The sequence below is a fragment of the Pseudomonas sp. AC172 genome (assembly GCF_979258595.1).
The window spans coordinates 3,761,983-3,780,581 of record NZ_OZ409868.1; the positions used below are offsets into that span (position 1 = coordinate 3,761,983).

Consider the following 18,599-nt stretch of genomic DNA (forward strand, 5'->3'; position numbering starts at 1 on the left):
AAAGATTCGTGCGACACGGAGCGCTATCGATGTCCTCACGCCTTACCCGCCAGACTTCCTCCCCTTCCCGCGTATTGTCGCTGCTGACCGCGGCCATCCTGATGGCCGGCACCGCGCCACTGATGGCCGCCACCGAGCAACCGATGCGCAACATGGGCGATTACTCGTTCTCCATCGGCCAGCAGCCGCTGGTGTCGGCGCTCAATGCCTTCACCGCCGTGACCGGCTGGCAGGTCGGCTTGCCGGCAGAACTGGGTCAAGGCGTATCGTCGCCGGGCGTGCGTGGCTCGCTGCCACCGGAAAAAGCCCTGGAGCGTCTGTTGGTGGGGACCAACCTGAGCTTCCGCAAAATCAGCAACAACAACGTTGTGCTGGAAAAGCGCAACGCCAGCGGCACGCTCAATCTGGATCAGGTGACCATCAGCGCCACCCGTCAGGAGCAGTCGGTCACTAGCGTGCCGGCCACCGTCACCGTGCAGACCCGTCAGGATCTGGACCGCAACAACGTCAACACCATCAAGGATCTGGTGCGTTATGAGCCGGGGGTTTCCGTCGGCGGGGCCGGCACACGCGGCGGCATCAGCGGCTACAACATTCGCGGTATCGACGGCGACCGCATCCTGACGCAAGTCGATGGCGTGGAAGTGCCGGACGGTTTTTTCAACGGCCCGTACGCCAAGACCCAGCGCAATTACGTTGACCCGGAAATCGTCAAACGCGTGGAAATCCTCCGTGGCCCGGCCTCGGTGCTCTACGGCAGCAACGCCATCGGCGGCGCCGTCAGCTACTACACCCTCGATGCCGACGACATCATCAAGCCCGGCAAAGACGTCGGCGCGCGTCTGAAAACCGGTTACAGCTCGGCCGATGACAGCTGGCTGAAGTCCGCCACCGTCGCCGGCCGCGCCGACCAGTTCGACGGATTGCTGCACTACAGCCAGCGCGACGGTCACGAAACCGATTCCTACGGCAGCAACAATGGCACTGGCCTTGAGCGCACCGCCGCCAACCCGGAAGACGTCCGCGCCTACAACGTGCTGGCCAAGATCGGCTGGAACTACAACGAAGATTCGCGTCTGGGCCTGACCTACGAAAAGTACAAGGATGATCGCGACACCGATCAGAAAAGTGCCTACGGTGGCCCTTACTTCAACGGCGCCCCGACCATCCCCGACAGCGTGCTGCCCGGCGGCATGTACCAGTGGCGCACCGGCAACGACACCATCACCCGTGAACGTATCGGCATCGAACACTCGTTCGCCCTCGACAGCCTGCTGGTCGACAACGTGAAGTGGAGCCTCAACCACCAGATCGCCAAGACTGACCAGAGCACCAGCGAGTTCTACTACCCGATCACCCGTAAAGTGCTGCGTACTCGCGACACCATTTACGAAGAGAAACAGTGGGTCTTCGATGCGCAACTGGACAAGGCTTTCGCCATCGGCGCCACCGATCACGTCCTGACTTACGGCACCACCATCAAGCAACAGAAAGTCACGGGCTCGCGCAGCGGCGACGGCACCTGCCTGGCGGTCGGTCGTGGCTGCACCGCCATTGGTGCGACCAGCACCGCTGACGTGTTGGCCAAAGCCACCGACTTCCCGGACCCGACCATCAACACCTACAGCGTGTTCGCTCAGGAACAGATCAGCTGGAACAACTGGACCTTCCTGCCGGGCCTGCGCTACGACTACACCCAGCTCAAGCCGCACATCACCCAGGAATTCCTCAACACCGTGGCGGCTGACGGCCAAGGCACGGTGAGCGACAAGAACAAGACCTGGCACAAAGTCTCGCCGAAATTCGGCCTGACCTACGCCCTGACCGAGAACTACACCTGGTACGGTCAGTACGCCGAAGGCTTCCGCACCCCGACGGCGAAAGCCCTGTACGGCCGCTTCGAAAACACCACCACCGGCTACAGCGTGGCGCCAAACCCGGACCTCGAACCGGAGAAAAGCAAAAGCTATGAAACCGGTCTGCGCGGCCACTTCGAACAAGGCTCGTTCGACATCGCGGTGTTCTACAACAAGTACCGCGACTTCATTAACGAAGACGCTGTGACCCCGGGCCGCAACGAACTGACCTTCCAGTCGGCCAACATCAAGCACGCCACCATCAAGGGTGCGGAAGTCAAAGGTCGCCTGAATCTGGATGCGTTCGGCGCACCGCAAGGCCTCTACACCCAGGGCTCGATTGCCTACGCCTACGGTCGCAACAACGACAACGGCGAGCCGATCAACAGCGTCAACCCGCTGACCGGCGTGTTCGGTCTGGGTTACGACCAGGACAACTACGGCGGCCTGCTGAGCTGGACCTTGGTGAAGAAAAAGGATCGCGTCGACGACAGCAACTTCAAGTCGCCGGATGGCGTCAGCAGCCAGTTCAAAACCCCGGGCTTCGGCATTCTTGATCTGGCCGGTTATTACAAAGTCACCGACGACGTCACCGTCAGCGGCGGCATCTACAACCTGACCGACAAGAAATACTGGCTGTGGGATGACGTGCGCGGTTACGACAGCGTCGGCGAAGCATCGGTGACGCAACCGGCCAACCTTGATCGTCTGACCCAACCGGGCCGCAACTTCGCGATCAATCTGATCTGGGACATCTGATCCTGCGAACCTCACTGCGCGTGTTCCGGCACCGCGCAGTGAGGTTTTTTTACGCTTGCACGTCTTCTTGTTCGTCTCGTTATCAAGCGCCTCTTTTATCAAGGACATGTCATGACCACTTCGGAAAAAGCCCTGCGTTCACAACGCCTGAACCAGATCACCCACGAGCCGCACAGCAAGCTCGACGCCCTGGTCAAAGCCCACGCGCCGTTCGAGACTCGCGCCAACTTCGCCCGTTTTGTCGTCGCGCAATACCTGTTCCAGTCAGAACTGGTCGACCTGTACAACAACGCTGAACTGACCGCCATCGTCCCTGATCTGCCGGCGCGTTGCCGCGCCGAAGCGGCCAAGGCAGACCTCGCCGATCTCGACACCGAAGTACCGGTACCGGTGGCGGGCGCGGTGAAAAACCCGAGCAAGGCTCGCGCGCTGGGCTGGATCTTTGTTTCCGAAGGTTCGAAGCTCGGTGCAGCATTCCTGATCAAACGTGCCGTGGCGCTGGAGCTGAGCGAAACCTTTGGCGCCCGTCACCTCGGCGAGCCTGAAGGTGGCCGTGCCGAAGGCTGGAAAAGCTTCGTGCGCACCCTCGATTCACTGCAGTTCAGTGCTGAAGAAGAGGCTGAAGTGGAGCAAGGCGCGATCGATGCGTTCAACCGCTTCACCGTGTTGCTGGAACAGGCTTACGCCACAGAAGCCGAATTGGCCTGATCCCCGAAACACCACAAAACCCTGTGGGAGCGAGCTTGCTCGCGAAGACGGCGGCACATTCAACACTGATGTGACTGACCTACCGCTTTCGCGAGCAAGCTCGCTCCCACATGGGAACAGCGCAAGTCTGTAGAATCCCTTTCTCGCCTCACAGCAATCCCGAGCCCATGCCGCAACCCGCCTCCTCGAAACTCGCCCGTGTGCTGTTCGGCCTGCTGGCTTACGTCAGCCTCGGCATTGGCCTGATCGCCGTCGTCGTGCCCGGTCTGCCGACCACCGAGTTCATCCTTCTTGCCGCCTGGGCCGCGACCCGCAGCTCGCCGCGCCTGAGTGCCTGGCTGGAAAACCATCGCTTGTTCGGACCGATCCTCAGCAATTGGCGCAACGGCAAGATCATCGCGCGCAAGGCCAAGGTCAGCGCCACGGTGAGCATGTTGCTGTGCGCCACGTTGATGCTGGTGATGCTCGATCACGGCTGGCCGGTCTATCTGGCAATCGCCGGAATGAGCCTGGGCAATCTGTGGATCTGGTCACGCCCGGAATCAATCTCTGCCCGAATCGATCCTTCATCACACTGAAACATCCCTGTAATTAATCGCTTTTTCAGCACATTTTCCTGCGCAAACGTTTAGCGCTGACCGTCCGTCGGCACGCGCCTCATGACCTCTGCTTCCACGCCGATGAGCATTGAATGGCGCTGAATGGATTTGGCGAACCGGATAGTTCAGTCCGACTGCCACCCGTTTATTCATTCGCGAGATCGCCCCATGTTCGACGCTCTGTCCATTCGCCTGAAAATCGTCCTGCTCTCCGGTCTGTGCCTGCTTGGTGTGGTTGCGCTGATCGTCGGCATGAACATCTACCAGACCAATCAGAACGACGAACTGGTCAGCAACTCCAGCAACAAGCTGCTCACCGCCAGTGTCGAGAATCTGCTGCAAGCCAAAGCCGCCGAGCAAGCGGTGCGGGTGCAGAAAACCTTCGGCGAAAGCCTGACGGTGATCACCGCCCTGGCCGACCAGATCAAGGACATGCGGGTAATGGCCGCCAAGCGTTCGCTGGACGCTGGCGCCTTGCGCGAAGAGTTGAACCTGAGCCTGAAAACCGCCTTCGAGCGCAACGACAAAGTGCTCGGCATCTGGCTCGCTTTCGAACCGAACGCTCTCGACGGCAAGGACAGCGAATTCGCCAACGATGCCGCTCGCCAGTCCAACGAAGCCGGACGTTTTGCCACGTACTGGAGCCGTGCCGCCGGCGCCTCGCTGAACACGATCATGGTCGAAGAAGACCTGACCAAAACCACCCTCAGCGTCAGCGGCACGCCTTACAACAGTTGGTACACCTGCCCTCGCGACAACAAGCGCACCTGCCTGCTCGATCCGTATGCCGACACGGTCGGTGGCAAGGAAATGCTCATGACGACCATCTCCGTGCCGTTGATTGTCGACGGCAAAGCCATCGGTGTCGTCGGTGTCGACATTGCCCTCGACGCCCTGCAAGCAGCGGCCGTGGAGTCCCAGCGCAACCTGTTCAACAACGCCGGGCACATGCTGATCGTCTCCGGCAGCGGCGTGCTCGGTGCCGACAGTTCTGACGCCACCAAGGTCGGCAAAAAGATCAACGACACCCTCGGCGCCGATGGCCAGGATGTGCTGCAACTGCTGACCTCCGGCACCCCGAAAATTCTCGAACAGGGCGACCTGATTCGTGCGGTGTACCCGGTCGACCCGATTGGCAACTCGCGTGCCTGGGGCGTGGTGATCGATCTGCCAAAACAAGTGCTGCTGGCTGACTCGGTCAAGCTGCAAGCGGTGCTCGATGATGCGCAGGAAACCGGCGTGATCACCGCGCTGCTGGTCGCCGTGGCCGCTGGTCTGGTCGGTCTGTTGCTGATCTGGCTGACCGCATCCGGCGTTACTCGCCCGATCAATAGCGTCGCCGAGATGTTGAAGAACATCGCCAGCGGCGAAGGCGATCTGACCCAACGCCTGAACTACAGCAAGCAGGATGAACTGGGCGAACTGGTGAACTGGTTCAACCGCTTCCTCGACAAGCTGCAACCGACCATCGCGCAGATCAAACAGAGCATCACCGAAGCACGCGGCACCGCCGACCAGTCTTCGGAAATCGCCCGCCAGACCAGCGAAGGCATGCAGGTACAGTTCCGCGAGATCGACCAGGTCGCCACTGCCTCCAACGAAATGAGCGCCACTGCCCACGACGTCGCCAACAGCGCGTCGAACGCGGCCAATGCCGCCAAAGGCGCCGACCAGTCGGCCAGGGACGGCATGTCGATCATCGAGCGCAGCACCCGCGACATCAACCAATTGGCCGATGAAGTCAGCAAAGCGGTGACCGAGGTTGAAGCGCTGGCAGTCAACAGCGAGCAGATCGGTTCGGTGCTGGAAGTGATCCGCAGCATCGCCGAACAGACCAACCTGCTCGCCCTCAACGCCGCCATCGAAGCCGCCCGCGCCGGTGAGAGCGGCCGGGGTTTCGCGGTGGTCGCCGACGAGGTACGCAACCTCGCCAAGCGCACGCAGGATTCGGTCGAAGAAATCCGCATCGTGATCGAGCGCATCCAGACCGGCACCCGTGGCGTGGTCGCGACCATGCATTCGAGCCAGACCCAGGCGCACAACAACGCCGGGCAGATTCGTCAGGCGGTGGATGCGCTGGGCAAGATCAGCGATGCGGTGACGGTGATCAGCGACATGAACCTGCAGATTGCCAGTGCGGCTGAGCAGCAGAGTGCGGTGGCGGAAGAAGTGAACCGCAACGTGTCGGCGATTCGTACCGTCACCGAAACGCTGACTGAGCAAGCCACTGAATCGGCGGCGATCAGCAGCCAGCTCAATGCACTGGCCAGTCAGCAGATGAAGTTGATGGATCAGTTCCGCGTCTGAGCCCACCACTCAATCCACCACAAAACCTTGTGGGAGCTGGCTTGCCAGCGATGGCGGCACATCAGTCAGTACATTGTTGACTGACACTCCGCTATCGCTGGCAAGCCAGCTCCCACAGGGTCAAGTGGCAACCCTGCAATCGGGGATTTCATCTGACCCGACATTCTTTTGCACTATCATCGCCCTCTCGCTCCGGAGGGCCTTCGATGACTGATTTACTCACGTCCATTCAAGCCGCACTCGGCTTGCCGCATACGCCGATTGCGTTCACTGATCGTGGCGCCCTGCCCTCGGCATTCGCCGTCACTGAACTTGCCTGCGCCAGCATGGCCGCGGCCGGTCAGGCCGTCAGCGAATTGATCCATCAGCAAACCGCTCACTTGCCCAGCGTAGAAGTCGACCGGCGTCTCGCCTCGTTCTGGTTCTCGACCTCGCTGCGCCCCATAGGCTGGCAAGTCCCACCGCTGTGGGACCCGGTTGCCGGCGACTACGCCACACAGGATGGCTGGATCCGTCTGCACACCAACGCCCCGCATCACCGCGCCGCCGCTGAACGCGTGCTCGGTGCCTGCGCCGACCGTGCCGCGATGGCGGCAAAAGTCGCGCAGTGGACGAGCACGGATCTGGAGCAAGCGGTCGTCGAGGCCAAGGGCTGCGCGGCCGAGATGCGCAGTTGGGCGCAGTGGCAAAAGCATCCGCAGGGATTGGCGGTAAATGCCGAACCGCTGGTGCATTTCATCGATTCGCCGGATGAACACGCACCAATGTGGCAAGGCTCTGTCGAGCGCCCATTGGCCGGGCTCAAGGTGCTGGACCTGACGCGCGTGCTCGCAGGCCCCACCGCCAGCCGTTTTCTCGCCGGCCTTGGCGCCAATGTGTTGCGTATCGATTCGCCGACCTGGAACGAACCCGGCGTCGTTCCGGAAATGACCCTCGGCAAACGCTGCGCGCGACTGGATCTGCATGACTCGCTGGATCGTGCGGTGTTCGAAAGTCTGCTGAAGGACTCCGATATTCTGCTGCACGGGTACCGCGCCGACGCACTGGAGCATCTCGGCTTCGGCGTTGAGCGCCGTCGCCAGCTCGCGCCGGGCCTGATCGATGTCGGCCTTAACGCCTACGGCTGGAGCGGCCCGTGGCAGAACCGCCGCGGCTTCGACAGTCTGGTGCAGATGAGCAGCGGCATTGCCGAGGCCGGCCAGCGCTGGAAGCAAACTGACAAACCGACGCCGTTGCCGGTGCAAGCGCTGGATCATGCGACCGGATATTTGCTGGCGGCGAGTGCGCTCAGGTTGCTCAGCGAGCGCTTGCGCAACGGCCGGGGAGGCTCTGCCCGATTGTCGCTGGCGCGGACTGCGAAGTTGCTGATCGAACATGGGCCCGGCACAAACGAAGCACTGCGCGCCGAGGATGAACAGGATCAGGGATTGCTGATTGAGCAGACCCCGTGGGGCCCGGTGCATCGCTTACAGGTGCCGGTGAAGATCAGCGGCACATCTATTCAATGGGCTTTGCCGGCTACGGAATTGGGTTCTCACCGACCACGGTGGGCTTAAAAAGCCCCTCACCCTAACCCTCTCCCAGAGGGAGAGGGGACTGATCGGGAGATATTGAAGAGATTCACCGACTTGAACGGTTGGTTCTGAATCCATAGTCGATTCGGTCCTTCAGGTCGATGGACAACGCCAGACACCTCGGTCGGCCCCCTCTCCCTCCGGGAGAGGGCTGGGGTGAGGGGCTGCAATTTCAGGCCGGGCGATGATGTATCAATCAGCCCTGCTCAAGGATGTCCACAAAAGCTGCGCCGCATAACCTCGATAAGGCCGCCAGACCTCTGCACGCAACGACAACTCCAGCGCTGTCGGCCGCACGCCCTCCAACACTTCCAATGCCCGCAACAACCCGACATCGCCATGGGGAAACCCATCCATATCCCGCAACTGCCGCAACGCAATGTACTGCGCCGTCCACTCGCCAATCCCGTGCAACGCTAACAACCGCGCCACGCCGCCTTCGCGATTTGGCTCAAATAACCAAGGATCATCCAGCAATGCCCGTGCGACGCCCGACAGCGTGCGCCCTCGACTTTTCGGCATGCCCAGCGCTGCCAGATCTGCCGCTGCCAACACGTCCGCCTCGGGAAACACATGGGTCAATCCAGGCACTGTCGAAGCCAACGGCGTCCCATATTGCGCAACCAGTTTCCCCGCCAGACGAATCGCCGCCACCACCGTAATCTGCTGCCCAAGCACCGCGCGAAACGCCAACTCCAACCCGTCCCACGCACCTGGAATGCGCAACCCCGAACGTTCGACAATCAGCCGTGCCAGCAACGGATCATTCGCCAGATACCCATGCATCACCGCCAGATCCGCATCCAGATCAAACATCCGCCGCAACCTGACAACGATCTCGGGCACCGCTGCCGGATCAGGAAAATCCAGCTCGACCTCCAGCGCATCCGCCGCCCCAAGCCAGACCGAAACCGTGCCGTGGACACCGTTCAATCCAATGCTGCGCGAATACACACCTTCAACGACGGTCTCGATCCCTGACACCGCCCGCGCCGCCAGAAAACCCAACATCGCCGCCCAGTCATAGGGCGGCCGATACTCAAGCAGCAACCTCACAACGACAGCAGACCACTGTACAACCCATACGCTGCCAACCCCGCGCCGATGATCACGCAGGTAAAAATCCCCTTCTCGACATGGGTGAACAGTGGCTCGCCCGCCTCATGTTTGGCCTTGGCAAACAAAATCACCCCCGGCGCATAGAGCAACGCCGACAGCAGCAAATACTTCACCCCGCCGGCGTACAACAGCCACACCGCATAACCGAGGGCGATGCCGCCGATCAGCAGGTCCTTGGTGCGCTCGGCCGAGGCGTGTTCGTAGGTTTCGCCGCGCCCGCTGAGCAGCACTGCGTACGCCGCCGACCACAGATACGGCACCAGAATCATCGACGACGCCAGATAAATCAGGCTGGTGTAAGTGCCCGCCGAGAACAGCGTGATCAACAGGAAAATCTGGATCATCGCGTTGGTCAGCCATAGCGCGTTGACCGGCACATGGTTCTTGTTTTCCTTTTTCAGGAACGCCGGCATGGTCTTGTCCTTGGCCGTGGCGAAGAGAATCTCCGCACACAACAAGGCCCATGACAGCAACGCGCCGAGCAGCGAAATCGCCAGACCAATACTGATCAACAACGCCCCCCACGGCCCGACGATGTGTTCCAGCACGGCCGCCAGTGACGGGTTCTGCAAATTCGCCAGTTCCGGCTGGCTCATGATCCCCAGCGACAACACGTTGACCAGCACCAGCAGCGCCAGCACACCGACAAAACCGATCACCGTGGCGCGGCCGACGTCGCTGCGTTTCTCCGCCCGCGCCGAGTACACACTGGCGCCTTCGATGCCGATGAACACGAACACCGTGACCAGCATCATGTTGCGCACCTGATCCATCACCCCGCCGAAATTCGGGTTGCTGGTGCCCCAGATGTCGCGGGTAAAAATGTCAGCCTTGAAGGCGACGGCAGCGATGACGATGAACATGATCAGCGGTACGACTTTGGCCACCGTGGTCAGTTGATTGATCAGCGCCGCCTCCTTGATCCCGCGCATCACCAGAAAATGCACAGCCCACAGCAGCACCGAGGCGCAGCCGATGGCGATCGGCGTGTTGCCTTGGCCAAATACCGGAAAGAAGTAGCCGAGGGTGCTGAACAACAGGACGAAATAACCGACGTTGCCCAGCCATGCGCTGATCCAGTAACCCCACGCAGAAGAAAAGCCCATGTAGTCGCCAAACCCGGCCTTGGCGTAGGCGTACACGCCAGAGTCCAGTTCGGGTTTGCGGTTAGCGAGGGTCTGAAAGACAAACGCCAGGGTCAGCATGCCAATCGCGGTAATCCCCCAACCGATCAGAATCGCACCGGCATCGGCGCGCGCCGCCATGTTCTGCGGCAGCGAAAAAATCCCCCCGCCAATCATCGAACCCACCACCAGGGCGATCAACGCGCCAAGGCGCAGCTTTTGCGTCGGTTGCGACATTTCAGTTTCCCTTTGAAGTGTGGTGAGAGTTTATTTGTAACAACTATTAACTAAACGGATAAAGGTAGATGACGTTTATCAGGTAACGCCAATTAACGCCCATTTATATATAGCCGATGACGCTAACGCCTAGCACGTTAAGACAGTTTTGTGCGCTGATCCTGATAAATCAATTCTGTACTGAAAACAGTGGCTGAAAATTTGCCAAAAGCTGAAAAAGAACTAGCGTGATAATTCGAAAGTAATAATAGCCATTCCCAAAAATGTAGCCACAACACCTCTAGGACGGCACTTGCAGGCAGGAGCCTTATGCCTTCAATCGAAGCCTAAGTCATTCATTAACAATGGAATGTGACCATGCACTGATCTAAGTCAGCTGTTTGAACAGACAACAGAACTACGCTGTGATCTCTTCTCTCCTGCAATGGAGTCATGCAATGTCTGAAGCTCCCGGAAAACTACGACTTGGTGCACTGGTTGCATTGGTAGTCGGTTCAATGATCGGTGGCGGGATATTCTCTTTGCCACAAAACATGGCCGCCAGCGCCGACGTCGGTGCGGTACTTATCGGTTGGGCCATCACCGCCGTCGGCATGCTCACCCTCGCTTTTGTCTTCCAGACCCTTGCCAATCGAAAGCCCGACCTGGACGGCGGTGTCTACGCCTACGCCAAGGCCGGTTTTGGCGATTACATGGGTTTCTCGTCCGCCTGGGGTTACTGGATCAGTGCCTGGCTGGGCAACGTCGGGTACTTCGTTCTGCTGTTCAGCACCCTCGGCTATTTCTTCCCGGTTTTCGGTGAAGGCAACACCGTTGCTGCGGTGATCGGTGCCTCGGTGCTGCTGTGGGCCGTGCATTTTCTGGTGTTGCGCGGGATCAAGGAAGCGGCCTTCATCAACCTCGTGACTACGGTCGCCAAGGTCGTGCCGTTGCTGCTGTTCGTGCTGATCGCGGTGTTCGCTTTCAAACTGGACATCTTCACCGCTGACATCTGGGGCATCAAAAACCCGGATCTGGGCAGCGTGATGAACCAGGTGCGCAACATGATGCTGGTCACCGTGTGGGTGTTCATCGGCATCGAGGGCGCGAGCATCTTCTCCGCCCGCGCCGAAAAACGCTCGGACGTCGGTAAAGCCACCGTGATCGGCTTCATCACCGTGCTGCTGTTTCTGGTGCTGGTGAACGTGCTGTCGCTGGGCATCATGACCCAACCGGAACTGGCGAAACTGCAGAACCCGTCGATGGCGGCCGTGCTTGAGCATGTGGTCGGTCACTGGGGCGCGGTGCTGATCAGCGTCGGTCTGATCATCTCGCTGCTAGGGGCGCTGCTGTCGTGGGTGCTGTTGTGTGCGGAGATCATGTTCGCCGCCGCCAAAGACCACACCATGCCGGAGTTCCTGCGCAAGGAAAACGCCAACCACGTACCGGTCAATGCCCTGTGGCTGACCAACGCGATGGTGCAGATTTTCCTGATCATCACGCTGTTCTCGGCCAGTACTTACCTGTCGCTGATCTACCTCGCCACCTCGATGATTCTGGTGCCCTACCTGTGGTCGGCGGCGTATGCCCTGCTGCTGGCGGTACGCGGGGAAAGCTACGAAGGTTTTGCGGCCGAACGGCGCAAGGATCTGATTATCGGCGGCATCGCGCTGATCTATGCGGTGTGGCTGCTGTATGCCGGCGGGGTCAAGTACTTGCTGCTCTCGGCCCTGCTCTACGCACCTGGCGCGATCCTGTTCGCCAAAGCCAAGCTGGAACTCAAACAACCGATTTTCACTAACGTCGAGAAGCTGATTTTCGCCGCAGTGGTCGTGGGTGCCCTGGTGGCAGCCTACGGTCTCTACGACGGCTTCCTGACTCTGTAACCCCTGATTTTTTTGTTATCTGGAGGATCTGAAATGACCACGGAAAAAGTTAAGTACGGCGTCCATTCCGAAGCCGGCAAACTGCGCAAAGTCATGGTGTGCTCCCCAGGTCTGGCCCATCAGCGGCTGACCCCGAACAACTGCGACGAACTGCTGTTCGATGACGTGCTCTGGGTGGCTCAGGCCAAGCGCGACCACTTCGACTTCGTCACCAAAATGCGCGAGCGCGGCATCGATGTGCTGGAAATGCACAACCTGCTGACCGACATCGTCGCCATCCCGGAAGCGCTGGACTGGATTCTCGAGCGCAAGGTCACCGCCGACTCGGTAGGCCTGGGCCTGATCAACGAAGTGAAGTCCTGGCTGAAAAGCCTCGAGCCGCGACACATCGCCGAATTCCTGATTGGCGGCGTCTCCGCCGATGATCTGCCGGACAGTTTCGGTGGCAAGACCATCCAGATGTTCCGCGACTTCCTCGGCCACTCCAGCTTCATTCTGCCGCCGCTGCCGAACACTCAGTTCACCCGCGACACCACCTGCTGGATCTACGGTGGCGTGACGCTGAACCCGATGTACTGGCCGGCGCGCCGTCAGGAAACCTTGTTGGCGACTGCCATCTACAAATTCCACCCACAGTTCACCAACGCCGAATTCGAGATCTGGTACGGCGACCCGGACAAGGAGCACGGCAGCTCCACCCTTGAAGGCGGCGACGTCATGCCAATCGGCAACGGCGTGGTGTTGATCGGCATGGGCGAGCGTTCTTCCCGCCAGGCCATCGGCCAACTGGCGCTGAACCTGTTCAAGAACAAAGCCGTGGAAAAAGTCATCGTCGCCGGCCTGCCGAAGTCCCGCGCCGCGATGCACCTGGACACCGTGTTCAGCTTCTGCGACCGCGACCTGGTGACGATTTTCCCGGAAGTGGTGAACCAGATTGTCGCCTTCACCCTGCGCCCTGACGAAAGCAAACAGGGCGGCATCGACATCCGCCGCGAAGAAGGCACCTTCCTCGACACCGTGGCCAAGGCCCTCAATCTGCCAAAGCTGCGCGTAGTGGAAACCGGCGGCAACAGCTTCGCCGCCGAACGCGAGCAATGGGACGACGGCAACAACGTGGTGGCCGTGGAGCCGGGCGTGGTCATCGGCTACGACCGCAACACCTACACCAACACCCTGCTGCGCAAGGCCGGCGTGGAAGTCATCACCATCAGCGCCGGTGAACTGGGCCGAGGCCGTGGCGGTGGCCACTGCATGACCTGCCCGATCATCCGCGACCCGATCGATTACTAAACCTCTGAGCCCTGGCCGGCACTTACAACGTGCGGCCAGGGGGATAACCGACACCGAAGGAGATCCATCATGGCTTTTAACATTCACAACCGTAACCTGCTCAGCCTGGAACACCACACCCCACGTGAGCTGCGTTACCTGCTCGACCTGTCCCGCGACCTCAAACGCGCGAAATACACCGGCACCGAGCAACAACACCTGAAGGGCAACAACATCGCCCTGATCTTCGAAAAAACCTCGACCCGTACCCGTTGCGCGTTCGAAGTGGCGGCGTATGACCAAGGCGCCAACGTCACCTACATCGACCCGAACTCGTCGCAGATCGGCCACAAGGAAAGCATGAAAGACACCGCCCGCGTGCTGGGGCGCATGTACGACGCCATCGAGTATCGAGGCTTCAAACAGGAAATCGTCGAAGAACTGGCGAAGTTCGCCGGCGTGCCGGTGTTCAACGGCCTGACCGATGAATATCACCCGACGCAAATGATCGCCGACGTGCTGACCATGCGTGAACACGCCGACAAGCCGATCCATGACATCAGCTACGCCTACTTGGGCGACGCGCGCAACAACATGGGCAACTCGCTGCTGCTGGTCGGCGCCAAACTCGGCATGGACGTGCGCATCTGCGCGCCGAAAGCGCTGTGGCCACTGGATGATCTGGTCGAGCGCTGCCACAAATACGCCGAAGAAAGCGGTGCGCGCATCACTCTCACCGAAGACCCGAAAGCCGCCGTCAAAGGCGTCGACTTCATTCACACCGACGTTTGGGTGTCGATGGGCGAGCCGGTGGAAGCCTGGGCCGAGCGTATCCAGCAACTGCTGCCGTATCAGGTCAACGCTGAACTGATGAAAGCCAGCGGCAACCCGCGCACCAAGTTCATGCACTGCCTGCCGGCGTTCCACAACAGTGATACCAAGGTCGGCAAACAGATTGCCGAGCAGTATCCGCACCTGAAAAACGGCATCGAAGTGACCGACGACGTGTTCGAGTCGCCTGCCTGCATCGCCTTCGAGCAAGCGGAAAACCGCATGCACACGATCAAGGCGATTCTGGTCTCGACCCTCGCTGACCTCTAACCGATCGACACGGTCACTGTGGGAGCTGGCTTGCCAGCGATAGCGGAGTGTCAGTCGACAGAAATGCTGACTGACACTCCGTCATCGCGGGCAAACCCGACTCCCACAGGGATCGCATTCGTCCTGCACGAACTTCTAGAAGGACATGCACCATGCGTATCGTCGTAGCGCTGGGCGGTAACGCCCTGCTCCGCCGTGGTGAACCGATGACCGCTGATAATCAGCGCGCCAACATCCGCATCGCCACCGAGCAAATCGCCAAGATCCATCCCGGCAACCAACTGGTCATCGCCCACGGCAATGGCCCGCAAGTCGGCCTGCTGTCGCTGCAGGCGGCGGCCTACACCTCCGTCACCCCGTATCCGTTAGACGTACTCGGTGCCGAAACCGAAGGCATGATCGGCTACATCATCGAACAGGAACTGGGCAACCTGCTCGATTTCGAAGTGCCGTTCGCCACTCTGCTGACCCAGGTTGAAGTCGACGCCAACGACCCTGCGTTCAAGAACCCGACCAAGCCGATTGGCCCGGTTTACGACAAGGCTGAAGCAGAAAAGCTCGCCGCCGACAAAGGCTGGGCGATTGCTCCGGACGGCGACAAGTTCCGCCGTGTCGTCGCCAGTCCACGGCCAAAACGCATCTTCGAAATCCGCCCGATCAAGTGGTTGCTCGACAAGGGCAGCATCGTGATTTGCGCCGGTGGTGGCGGGATTCCGACCATGTACGACGAGAACCGCAACCTCAAAGGCATCGAGGCGGTGATCGACAAGGACCTGTGCTCGTCACTGCTCGCCGAGCAACTGGAAGCCGACCTGCTGGTGATCGCCACGGACGTCAACGCGGCGTTCATCGATTACGGCAAACCGACGCAGAAAGCCATTGCCGAAGCACACCCGGATGAACTTGAACGCCTCGGTTTCGCCGCCGGCTCGATGGGTCCGAAGGTGCAGGCAGCCTGCGAATTCGCGCGCCATACTGGCAAGGTTGCGGTGATCGGTTCGCTGGCGGACATCGAAGCCATCGTCCAGGGCACTGCCGGTACTCGCGTGACCACCGCAAAACCCGGCATCACTTACCGATAATTAGAAACTCCGGGGGCAGGCCGAGGGCCTGCCCTTCTCCCATGCCTTGAAAGGAGAAACCCATGGCCCAGTTTGAACCCGGTCATTTGCACATCGAGCGGCATGCGTTGACTGACGATGACGTCAATTACAACGTACACCTCGACTATGAAGTGTTTACCGATCCTTCGAAAGGCAAAGGAATACAGTTCACCCTGCATGGCAGCATGCAGGGCAAGGACATGAAGGAAACGTTTTTCCTGCCCAAGGAAGAGGCCTACAACTTCGCCCGTGACGTGACCCGGATCGCCGAGAAATACGGGATTCCCAAGGCTCACAGCCAGATCGGTTCGGTACACAAGCATTACGACCTGATGTTTGAAGACATTCGGCAGAAGTTGAATATGCAATCCGGGGATCCGGTCAATCCTGAGCATTTCGAGTAAACCGAAAAAGCCCCTCACCCTAGCCCTCTCCCAGAGGGAGAGGGGACTGACCGAAGTGTCTGACGGCAGATATCGACCTGAAAGACCGAGTCGATTATGAATTCACAGCCGTATTTTCGGGTCGGCGTATCTCGTGAGCATTCCACAATCGGCCCCCTCTCCCTCCGGGAGAGGGCTGGGGTGAGGGTGTTTTTGATTTAAGGCATACTTGCCACCCTCCGCTCTGCAGATCACTGAACCGCCCCATGCGTATCCACGTCAGTTTCATCGACCGCGTCGGCATCACCCAGGAAGTCCTGGCTATCCTCGGTGGGCGCAACCTCAATCTGGATGCGGTGGAAATGATCCCGCCGAACGTCTACATCGACGCGCCGACACTCAGCCCGCAAGTGCTCGAAGAACTGAAAGATGCGTTGTTTCGTGTGCTCGGCGTGGAAGCGGTGACCGTGGTCGACATCCTCCCCGGCCAGCGTCGGCACTTGCAGCTTGATGCACTGCTCGCGGCGATGACCGACCCGGTGCTCGCCCTCGACAGTGCCGGCAAGGTGCTGCTGGCCAACCCGGCGTTGATCGCGCTCTACGGTCGCGAGCCTGCGGGGGAAAGTGTCTCTGAGTTGTTCAACGATCCGGCGCTGCTCGACACCTTGCTCGAACACGGCTTCCGCCTGCCGCTGCGCGAAATCACCGTCAACGGTCAGACCTTGTTGCTCGACGCCACGCCAATCACAGACGCTGGCGCCCTGCTCACTTTGTATCAACCGAACCGCATCGGCGAACAACTCTCGGCGTTGCACCACGACCATGCAGAAGGCTTCGATGCGCTGCTCGGCGAATCCCCGGCGATCCGCACGCTCAAGGCGCGCGCGCAACGGGTTGCCGCTCTCGATGCGCCGTTGTTGATCCAGGGCGAAACCGGCACCGGCAAAGAACTGGTCGCCCGTGCCTGCCACGCGATCAGCACTCGCCACAGTGCACCGTTCCTCGCCCTGAACTGCGCAGCACTGCCAGAGAACCTCGCTGAGAGCGAACTGTTCGGCTACGCCCCCGGCGCCTTCACCGGCGCAGCGCGTGGCGGCAAACCGGGGCTGATGGAACTGGCCAACCAGGGCACGGTGTTTCTCGATGAGATCGGCGAGATGTCGCCGTACTTGCAGGCCAAGTTGCTGCGCTTTTTGAACGACGGCAGTTTCCGCCGGGTGGGCGGTGATCGCGAAGTGAAGGTCAACGTGCGCATCCTCAGCGCAACTCATCGTGATCTGGAAAAAATGGTCAGCGAAGGCCTGTTCCGCGAAGATCTGTTCTATCGCCTCAACGTGCTCAACGTTGAAGTGCCGCCGCTGCGCGAACGTGGGCAGGACATTCTGCTGTTGGCGCGCTATTTCATGCAGCAGGCCTGTGCTCAGATCCAGCGCCCGGTCTGCCGCCTCGCCCCGGGGACTTACCCGGCGCTGCTCGGCAATCGCTGGCCGGGCAACGTACGACAATTGCAGAACGTGATCTTCCGTGCGGCGGCGATTTGCGAGAGCAGTCTGGTGGATATCGGCGATCTCGACATTGCCGGCACCTCGGTGGCGCGTCAGGCGGACAGCGATGTCGACAGCCTTGAACAAGCGGTCGAGTCCTTCGAAAAAACGCTGCTGGAAAAGCTCTACGTCAGCTACCCCTCGACCCGCCAACTGGCCAGCCGCCTGCAGACTTCGCACACGGCCATCGCCCATCGCCTGCGCAAGTACGGCATTCCCAACAAATCCTGAGATCACCTCATACCCTGTGGGAGCTGGCTTGCCAGCGATGACGTCGGCACAGGCACCATCGATGGTGTCTGACCCACCGCTATCGCTGGCAAGCCAGCTCCCACAGGTTTTTCAGCAGTCTTTCGATCCGCGTTAAAAACGACCTCCAACTGTACTGAAAGCGCTACAGCGGAACGATATCGATACAACCTCCTCCGATCACCGCTGTGCAAGGCTTTGATCCCGTTCAGCTTTTATCCCCGTCCTAGCCTGTAGCGATTTCGCTACACACGTCACAGCCAACCAATCGACCAATACACGCAACTCATTGATTTATAACGATAAACAAACATTGGCCGTGTTCTTGCTAATCAACTCCTCATAAATAAGGGCCTTCGCGCCCGACTATTCCACCGCGTCCACCAGACGAGTCTGGCCCCCCTGAGGAGTTTCCATGAGCGAGTTGCGTTTTACTGAAGATCACGAATGGCTGCGCACCGAAGCTGACGGCAGCGTTACTGTCGGCATCACCGCTTTCGCGCAGAACGCCCTGGGCGACGTGGTGTTCGTGCAACTGCCTGAGTTGCAGGCTTACGAAAAAGGCGCCGAAGCCGCCACCGTGGAATCGGTAAAAGCCGCCAGCGGCGTGTACATGCCGCTCGACGGCGAAGTGCTGGCAACCAACCCGGCGCTGGAAGACAGCCCGGAACTGGTCAACGAAGATCCGCTGGGCGAAGGCTGGTTCTTCCGCTTCCAGCCAAGCGACGCCGCCGCTGTCGGCAAACTGCTCGACCAGGACGCTTACGACCGTCTGATCAAAGCCCAAGCCGAAGCCTGAGGA

General features: G+C 60.1%; 13 protein-coding genes and 2 pseudogenes. 13 read left to right on the forward strand and 2 right to left on the reverse strand.

The window, feature by feature from the left end:
• Window positions 1–29 precede the first annotated feature (29 nt).
• From ACZ0A4_RS16985 to ACZ0A4_RS17010, 6 genes and pseudogenes are all read left to right on the forward strand, one after another.
• Entirely contained in the window at window positions 30–2,615 is a 2,586-nt protein-coding gene (locus ACZ0A4_RS16985) for a TonB-dependent receptor (protein WP_463575669.1), read from the forward strand.
• Window positions 2,616–2,726: 111 nt separating this feature from the next.
• Window positions 2,727–3,323: a biliverdin-producing heme oxygenase gene (locus tag ACZ0A4_RS16990; protein ID WP_463575670.1), complete on the forward strand. Its 597-nt coding sequence runs from the start codon at window positions 2,727–2,729 to the stop codon at window positions 3,321–3,323.
• 167 nt (window positions 3,324–3,490) lie between these two features.
• Complete coding sequence (locus tag ACZ0A4_RS16995) at window positions 3,491–3,901, forward strand: YbaN family protein (RefSeq protein WP_463575671.1); 411 nt, start codon at window positions 3,491–3,493, stop codon at window positions 3,899–3,901.
• A 462-nt stretch (window positions 3,902–4,363) separates the two neighbouring features.
• Window positions 4,364–5,371 (forward strand): annotated as a pseudogene (locus ACZ0A4_RS17000) (methyl-accepting chemotaxis protein); the annotation flags it as partial.
• A 330-nt stretch (window positions 5,372–5,701) separates the two neighbouring features.
• A pseudogene (locus ACZ0A4_RS17005) lies at window positions 5,702–6,229 on the forward strand (methyl-accepting chemotaxis protein); the annotation flags it as partial.
• 206 nt (window positions 6,230–6,435) lie between these two features.
• Window positions 6,436–7,785 carry a CoA transferase gene (locus tag ACZ0A4_RS17010; RefSeq protein WP_463575672.1) on the forward strand — a complete coding sequence of 450 codons (1,350 nt, stop codon included), beginning with the start codon at window positions 6,436–6,438 and terminating at the stop codon, window positions 7,783–7,785.
• A gap of 210 nt (window positions 7,786–7,995) precedes the next feature.
• Here the strand turns inward: ACZ0A4_RS17010 and ACZ0A4_RS17015 are convergent, their stop codons facing one another.
• Entirely contained in the window at window positions 7,996–8,859 is an 864-nt protein-coding gene (locus ACZ0A4_RS17015; RefSeq protein WP_463575673.1) for a DNA-3-methyladenine glycosylase family protein, read from the reverse strand.
• A complete protein-coding gene (gene arcD / locus ACZ0A4_RS17020) occupies window positions 8,856–10,283 on the reverse strand; it encodes an arginine-ornithine antiporter (RefSeq protein ID WP_463575674.1) in 1,428 nt (475 codons plus the stop codon). Before arcD (ACZ0A4_RS17020) ends, ACZ0A4_RS17015 begins: the two co-directional genes overlap by 4 nt.
• A 437-nt stretch (window positions 10,284–10,720) precedes the next feature.
• Here arcD (ACZ0A4_RS17020) and arcD (ACZ0A4_RS17025) point away from each other — a divergent pair, with 437 nt between their 5' ends.
• The 7 genes from arcD (ACZ0A4_RS17025) (at window position 10,721) to gcvH (ending at window position 18,596) form a co-directional block, all read left to right on the forward strand.
• Complete coding sequence (arcD, locus tag ACZ0A4_RS17025) at window positions 10,721–12,148, forward strand: arginine-ornithine antiporter (protein WP_008086807.1); 1,428 nt, start codon at window positions 10,721–10,723, stop codon at window positions 12,146–12,148.
• A 33-nt stretch (window positions 12,149–12,181) separates the two neighbouring features.
• Complete coding sequence (arcA, locus tag ACZ0A4_RS17030; protein ID WP_008086806.1) at window positions 12,182–13,438, forward strand: arginine deiminase; 1,257 nt, start codon at window positions 12,182–12,184, stop codon at window positions 13,436–13,438.
• A gap of 69 nt (window positions 13,439–13,507) precedes the next feature.
• Entirely contained in the window at window positions 13,508–14,518 is a 1,011-nt protein-coding gene (locus ACZ0A4_RS17035; RefSeq protein WP_016983839.1) for an ornithine carbamoyltransferase, read from the forward strand.
• Between the two features lie 152 nt (window positions 14,519–14,670).
• Window positions 14,671–15,600, forward strand: coding sequence for a carbamate kinase (gene arcC, locus ACZ0A4_RS17040; RefSeq protein ID WP_064119120.1), 930 nt, complete (start codon window positions 14,671–14,673; stop codon window positions 15,598–15,600).
• Between the two features lie 62 nt (window positions 15,601–15,662).
• Window positions 15,663–16,025 (forward strand): DUF5064 family protein, encoded by a 363-nt coding sequence (locus ACZ0A4_RS17045; protein ID WP_158831189.1) that lies wholly within the window; start codon window positions 15,663–15,665, stop codon window positions 16,023–16,025.
• Between the two features lie 245 nt (window positions 16,026–16,270).
• The gene (locus tag ACZ0A4_RS17050) at window positions 16,271–17,779 is read left to right on the forward strand and encodes a sigma-54-dependent transcriptional regulator (RefSeq protein WP_463575675.1); all 1,509 of its coding nucleotides are present in this window, start codon (window positions 16,271–16,273) and stop codon (window positions 17,777–17,779) included.
• 433 nt (window positions 17,780–18,212) lie between these two features.
• Window positions 18,213–18,596, forward strand: coding sequence for a glycine cleavage system protein GcvH (gcvH, locus tag ACZ0A4_RS17055; RefSeq protein WP_236428244.1), 384 nt, complete (start codon window positions 18,213–18,215; stop codon window positions 18,594–18,596).
• Window positions 18,597–18,599 lie beyond the last annotated feature (3 nt).

What these genes read in the sequence shown, in the direction of transcription:
- ACZ0A4_RS16985 (WP_463575669.1), top strand. Translation starts at nt 30, where the DNA reads ATGTCCTCACGCCTTACCCGCCAGACTTCCTCCCCTTCCCGCGTATTG.
- ACZ0A4_RS16990 (WP_463575670.1), top strand. Translation starts at nt 2,727, where the DNA reads ATGACCACTTCGGAAAAAGCCCTGCGTTCACAACGCCTGAACCAGATC.
- ACZ0A4_RS16995 (WP_463575671.1), top strand. Translation starts at nt 3,491, where the DNA reads ATGCCGCAACCCGCCTCCTCGAAACTCGCCCGTGTGCTGTTCGGCCTG.
- ACZ0A4_RS17010 (WP_463575672.1), top strand. Translation starts at nt 6,436, where the DNA reads ATGACTGATTTACTCACGTCCATTCAAGCCGCACTCGGCTTGCCGCAT.
- arcD (WP_463575674.1), bottom strand. Translation starts at nt 10,283, where the DNA reads ATGTCGCAACCGACGCAAAAGCTGCGCCTTGGCGCGTTGATCGCCCTG.
- arcD (WP_008086807.1), top strand. Translation starts at nt 10,721, where the DNA reads ATGTCTGAAGCTCCCGGAAAACTACGACTTGGTGCACTGGTTGCATTG.
- arcA (WP_008086806.1), top strand. Translation starts at nt 12,182, where the DNA reads ATGACCACGGAAAAAGTTAAGTACGGCGTCCATTCCGAAGCCGGCAAA.
- ACZ0A4_RS17035 (WP_016983839.1), top strand. Translation starts at nt 13,508, where the DNA reads ATGGCTTTTAACATTCACAACCGTAACCTGCTCAGCCTGGAACACCAC.
- arcC (WP_064119120.1), top strand. Translation starts at nt 14,671, where the DNA reads ATGCGTATCGTCGTAGCGCTGGGCGGTAACGCCCTGCTCCGCCGTGGT.
- ACZ0A4_RS17045 (WP_158831189.1), top strand. Translation starts at nt 15,663, where the DNA reads ATGGCCCAGTTTGAACCCGGTCATTTGCACATCGAGCGGCATGCGTTG.
- ACZ0A4_RS17050 (WP_463575675.1), top strand. Translation starts at nt 16,271, where the DNA reads ATGCGTATCCACGTCAGTTTCATCGACCGCGTCGGCATCACCCAGGAA.
- gcvH (WP_236428244.1), top strand. Translation starts at nt 18,213, where the DNA reads ATGAGCGAGTTGCGTTTTACTGAAGATCACGAATGGCTGCGCACCGAA.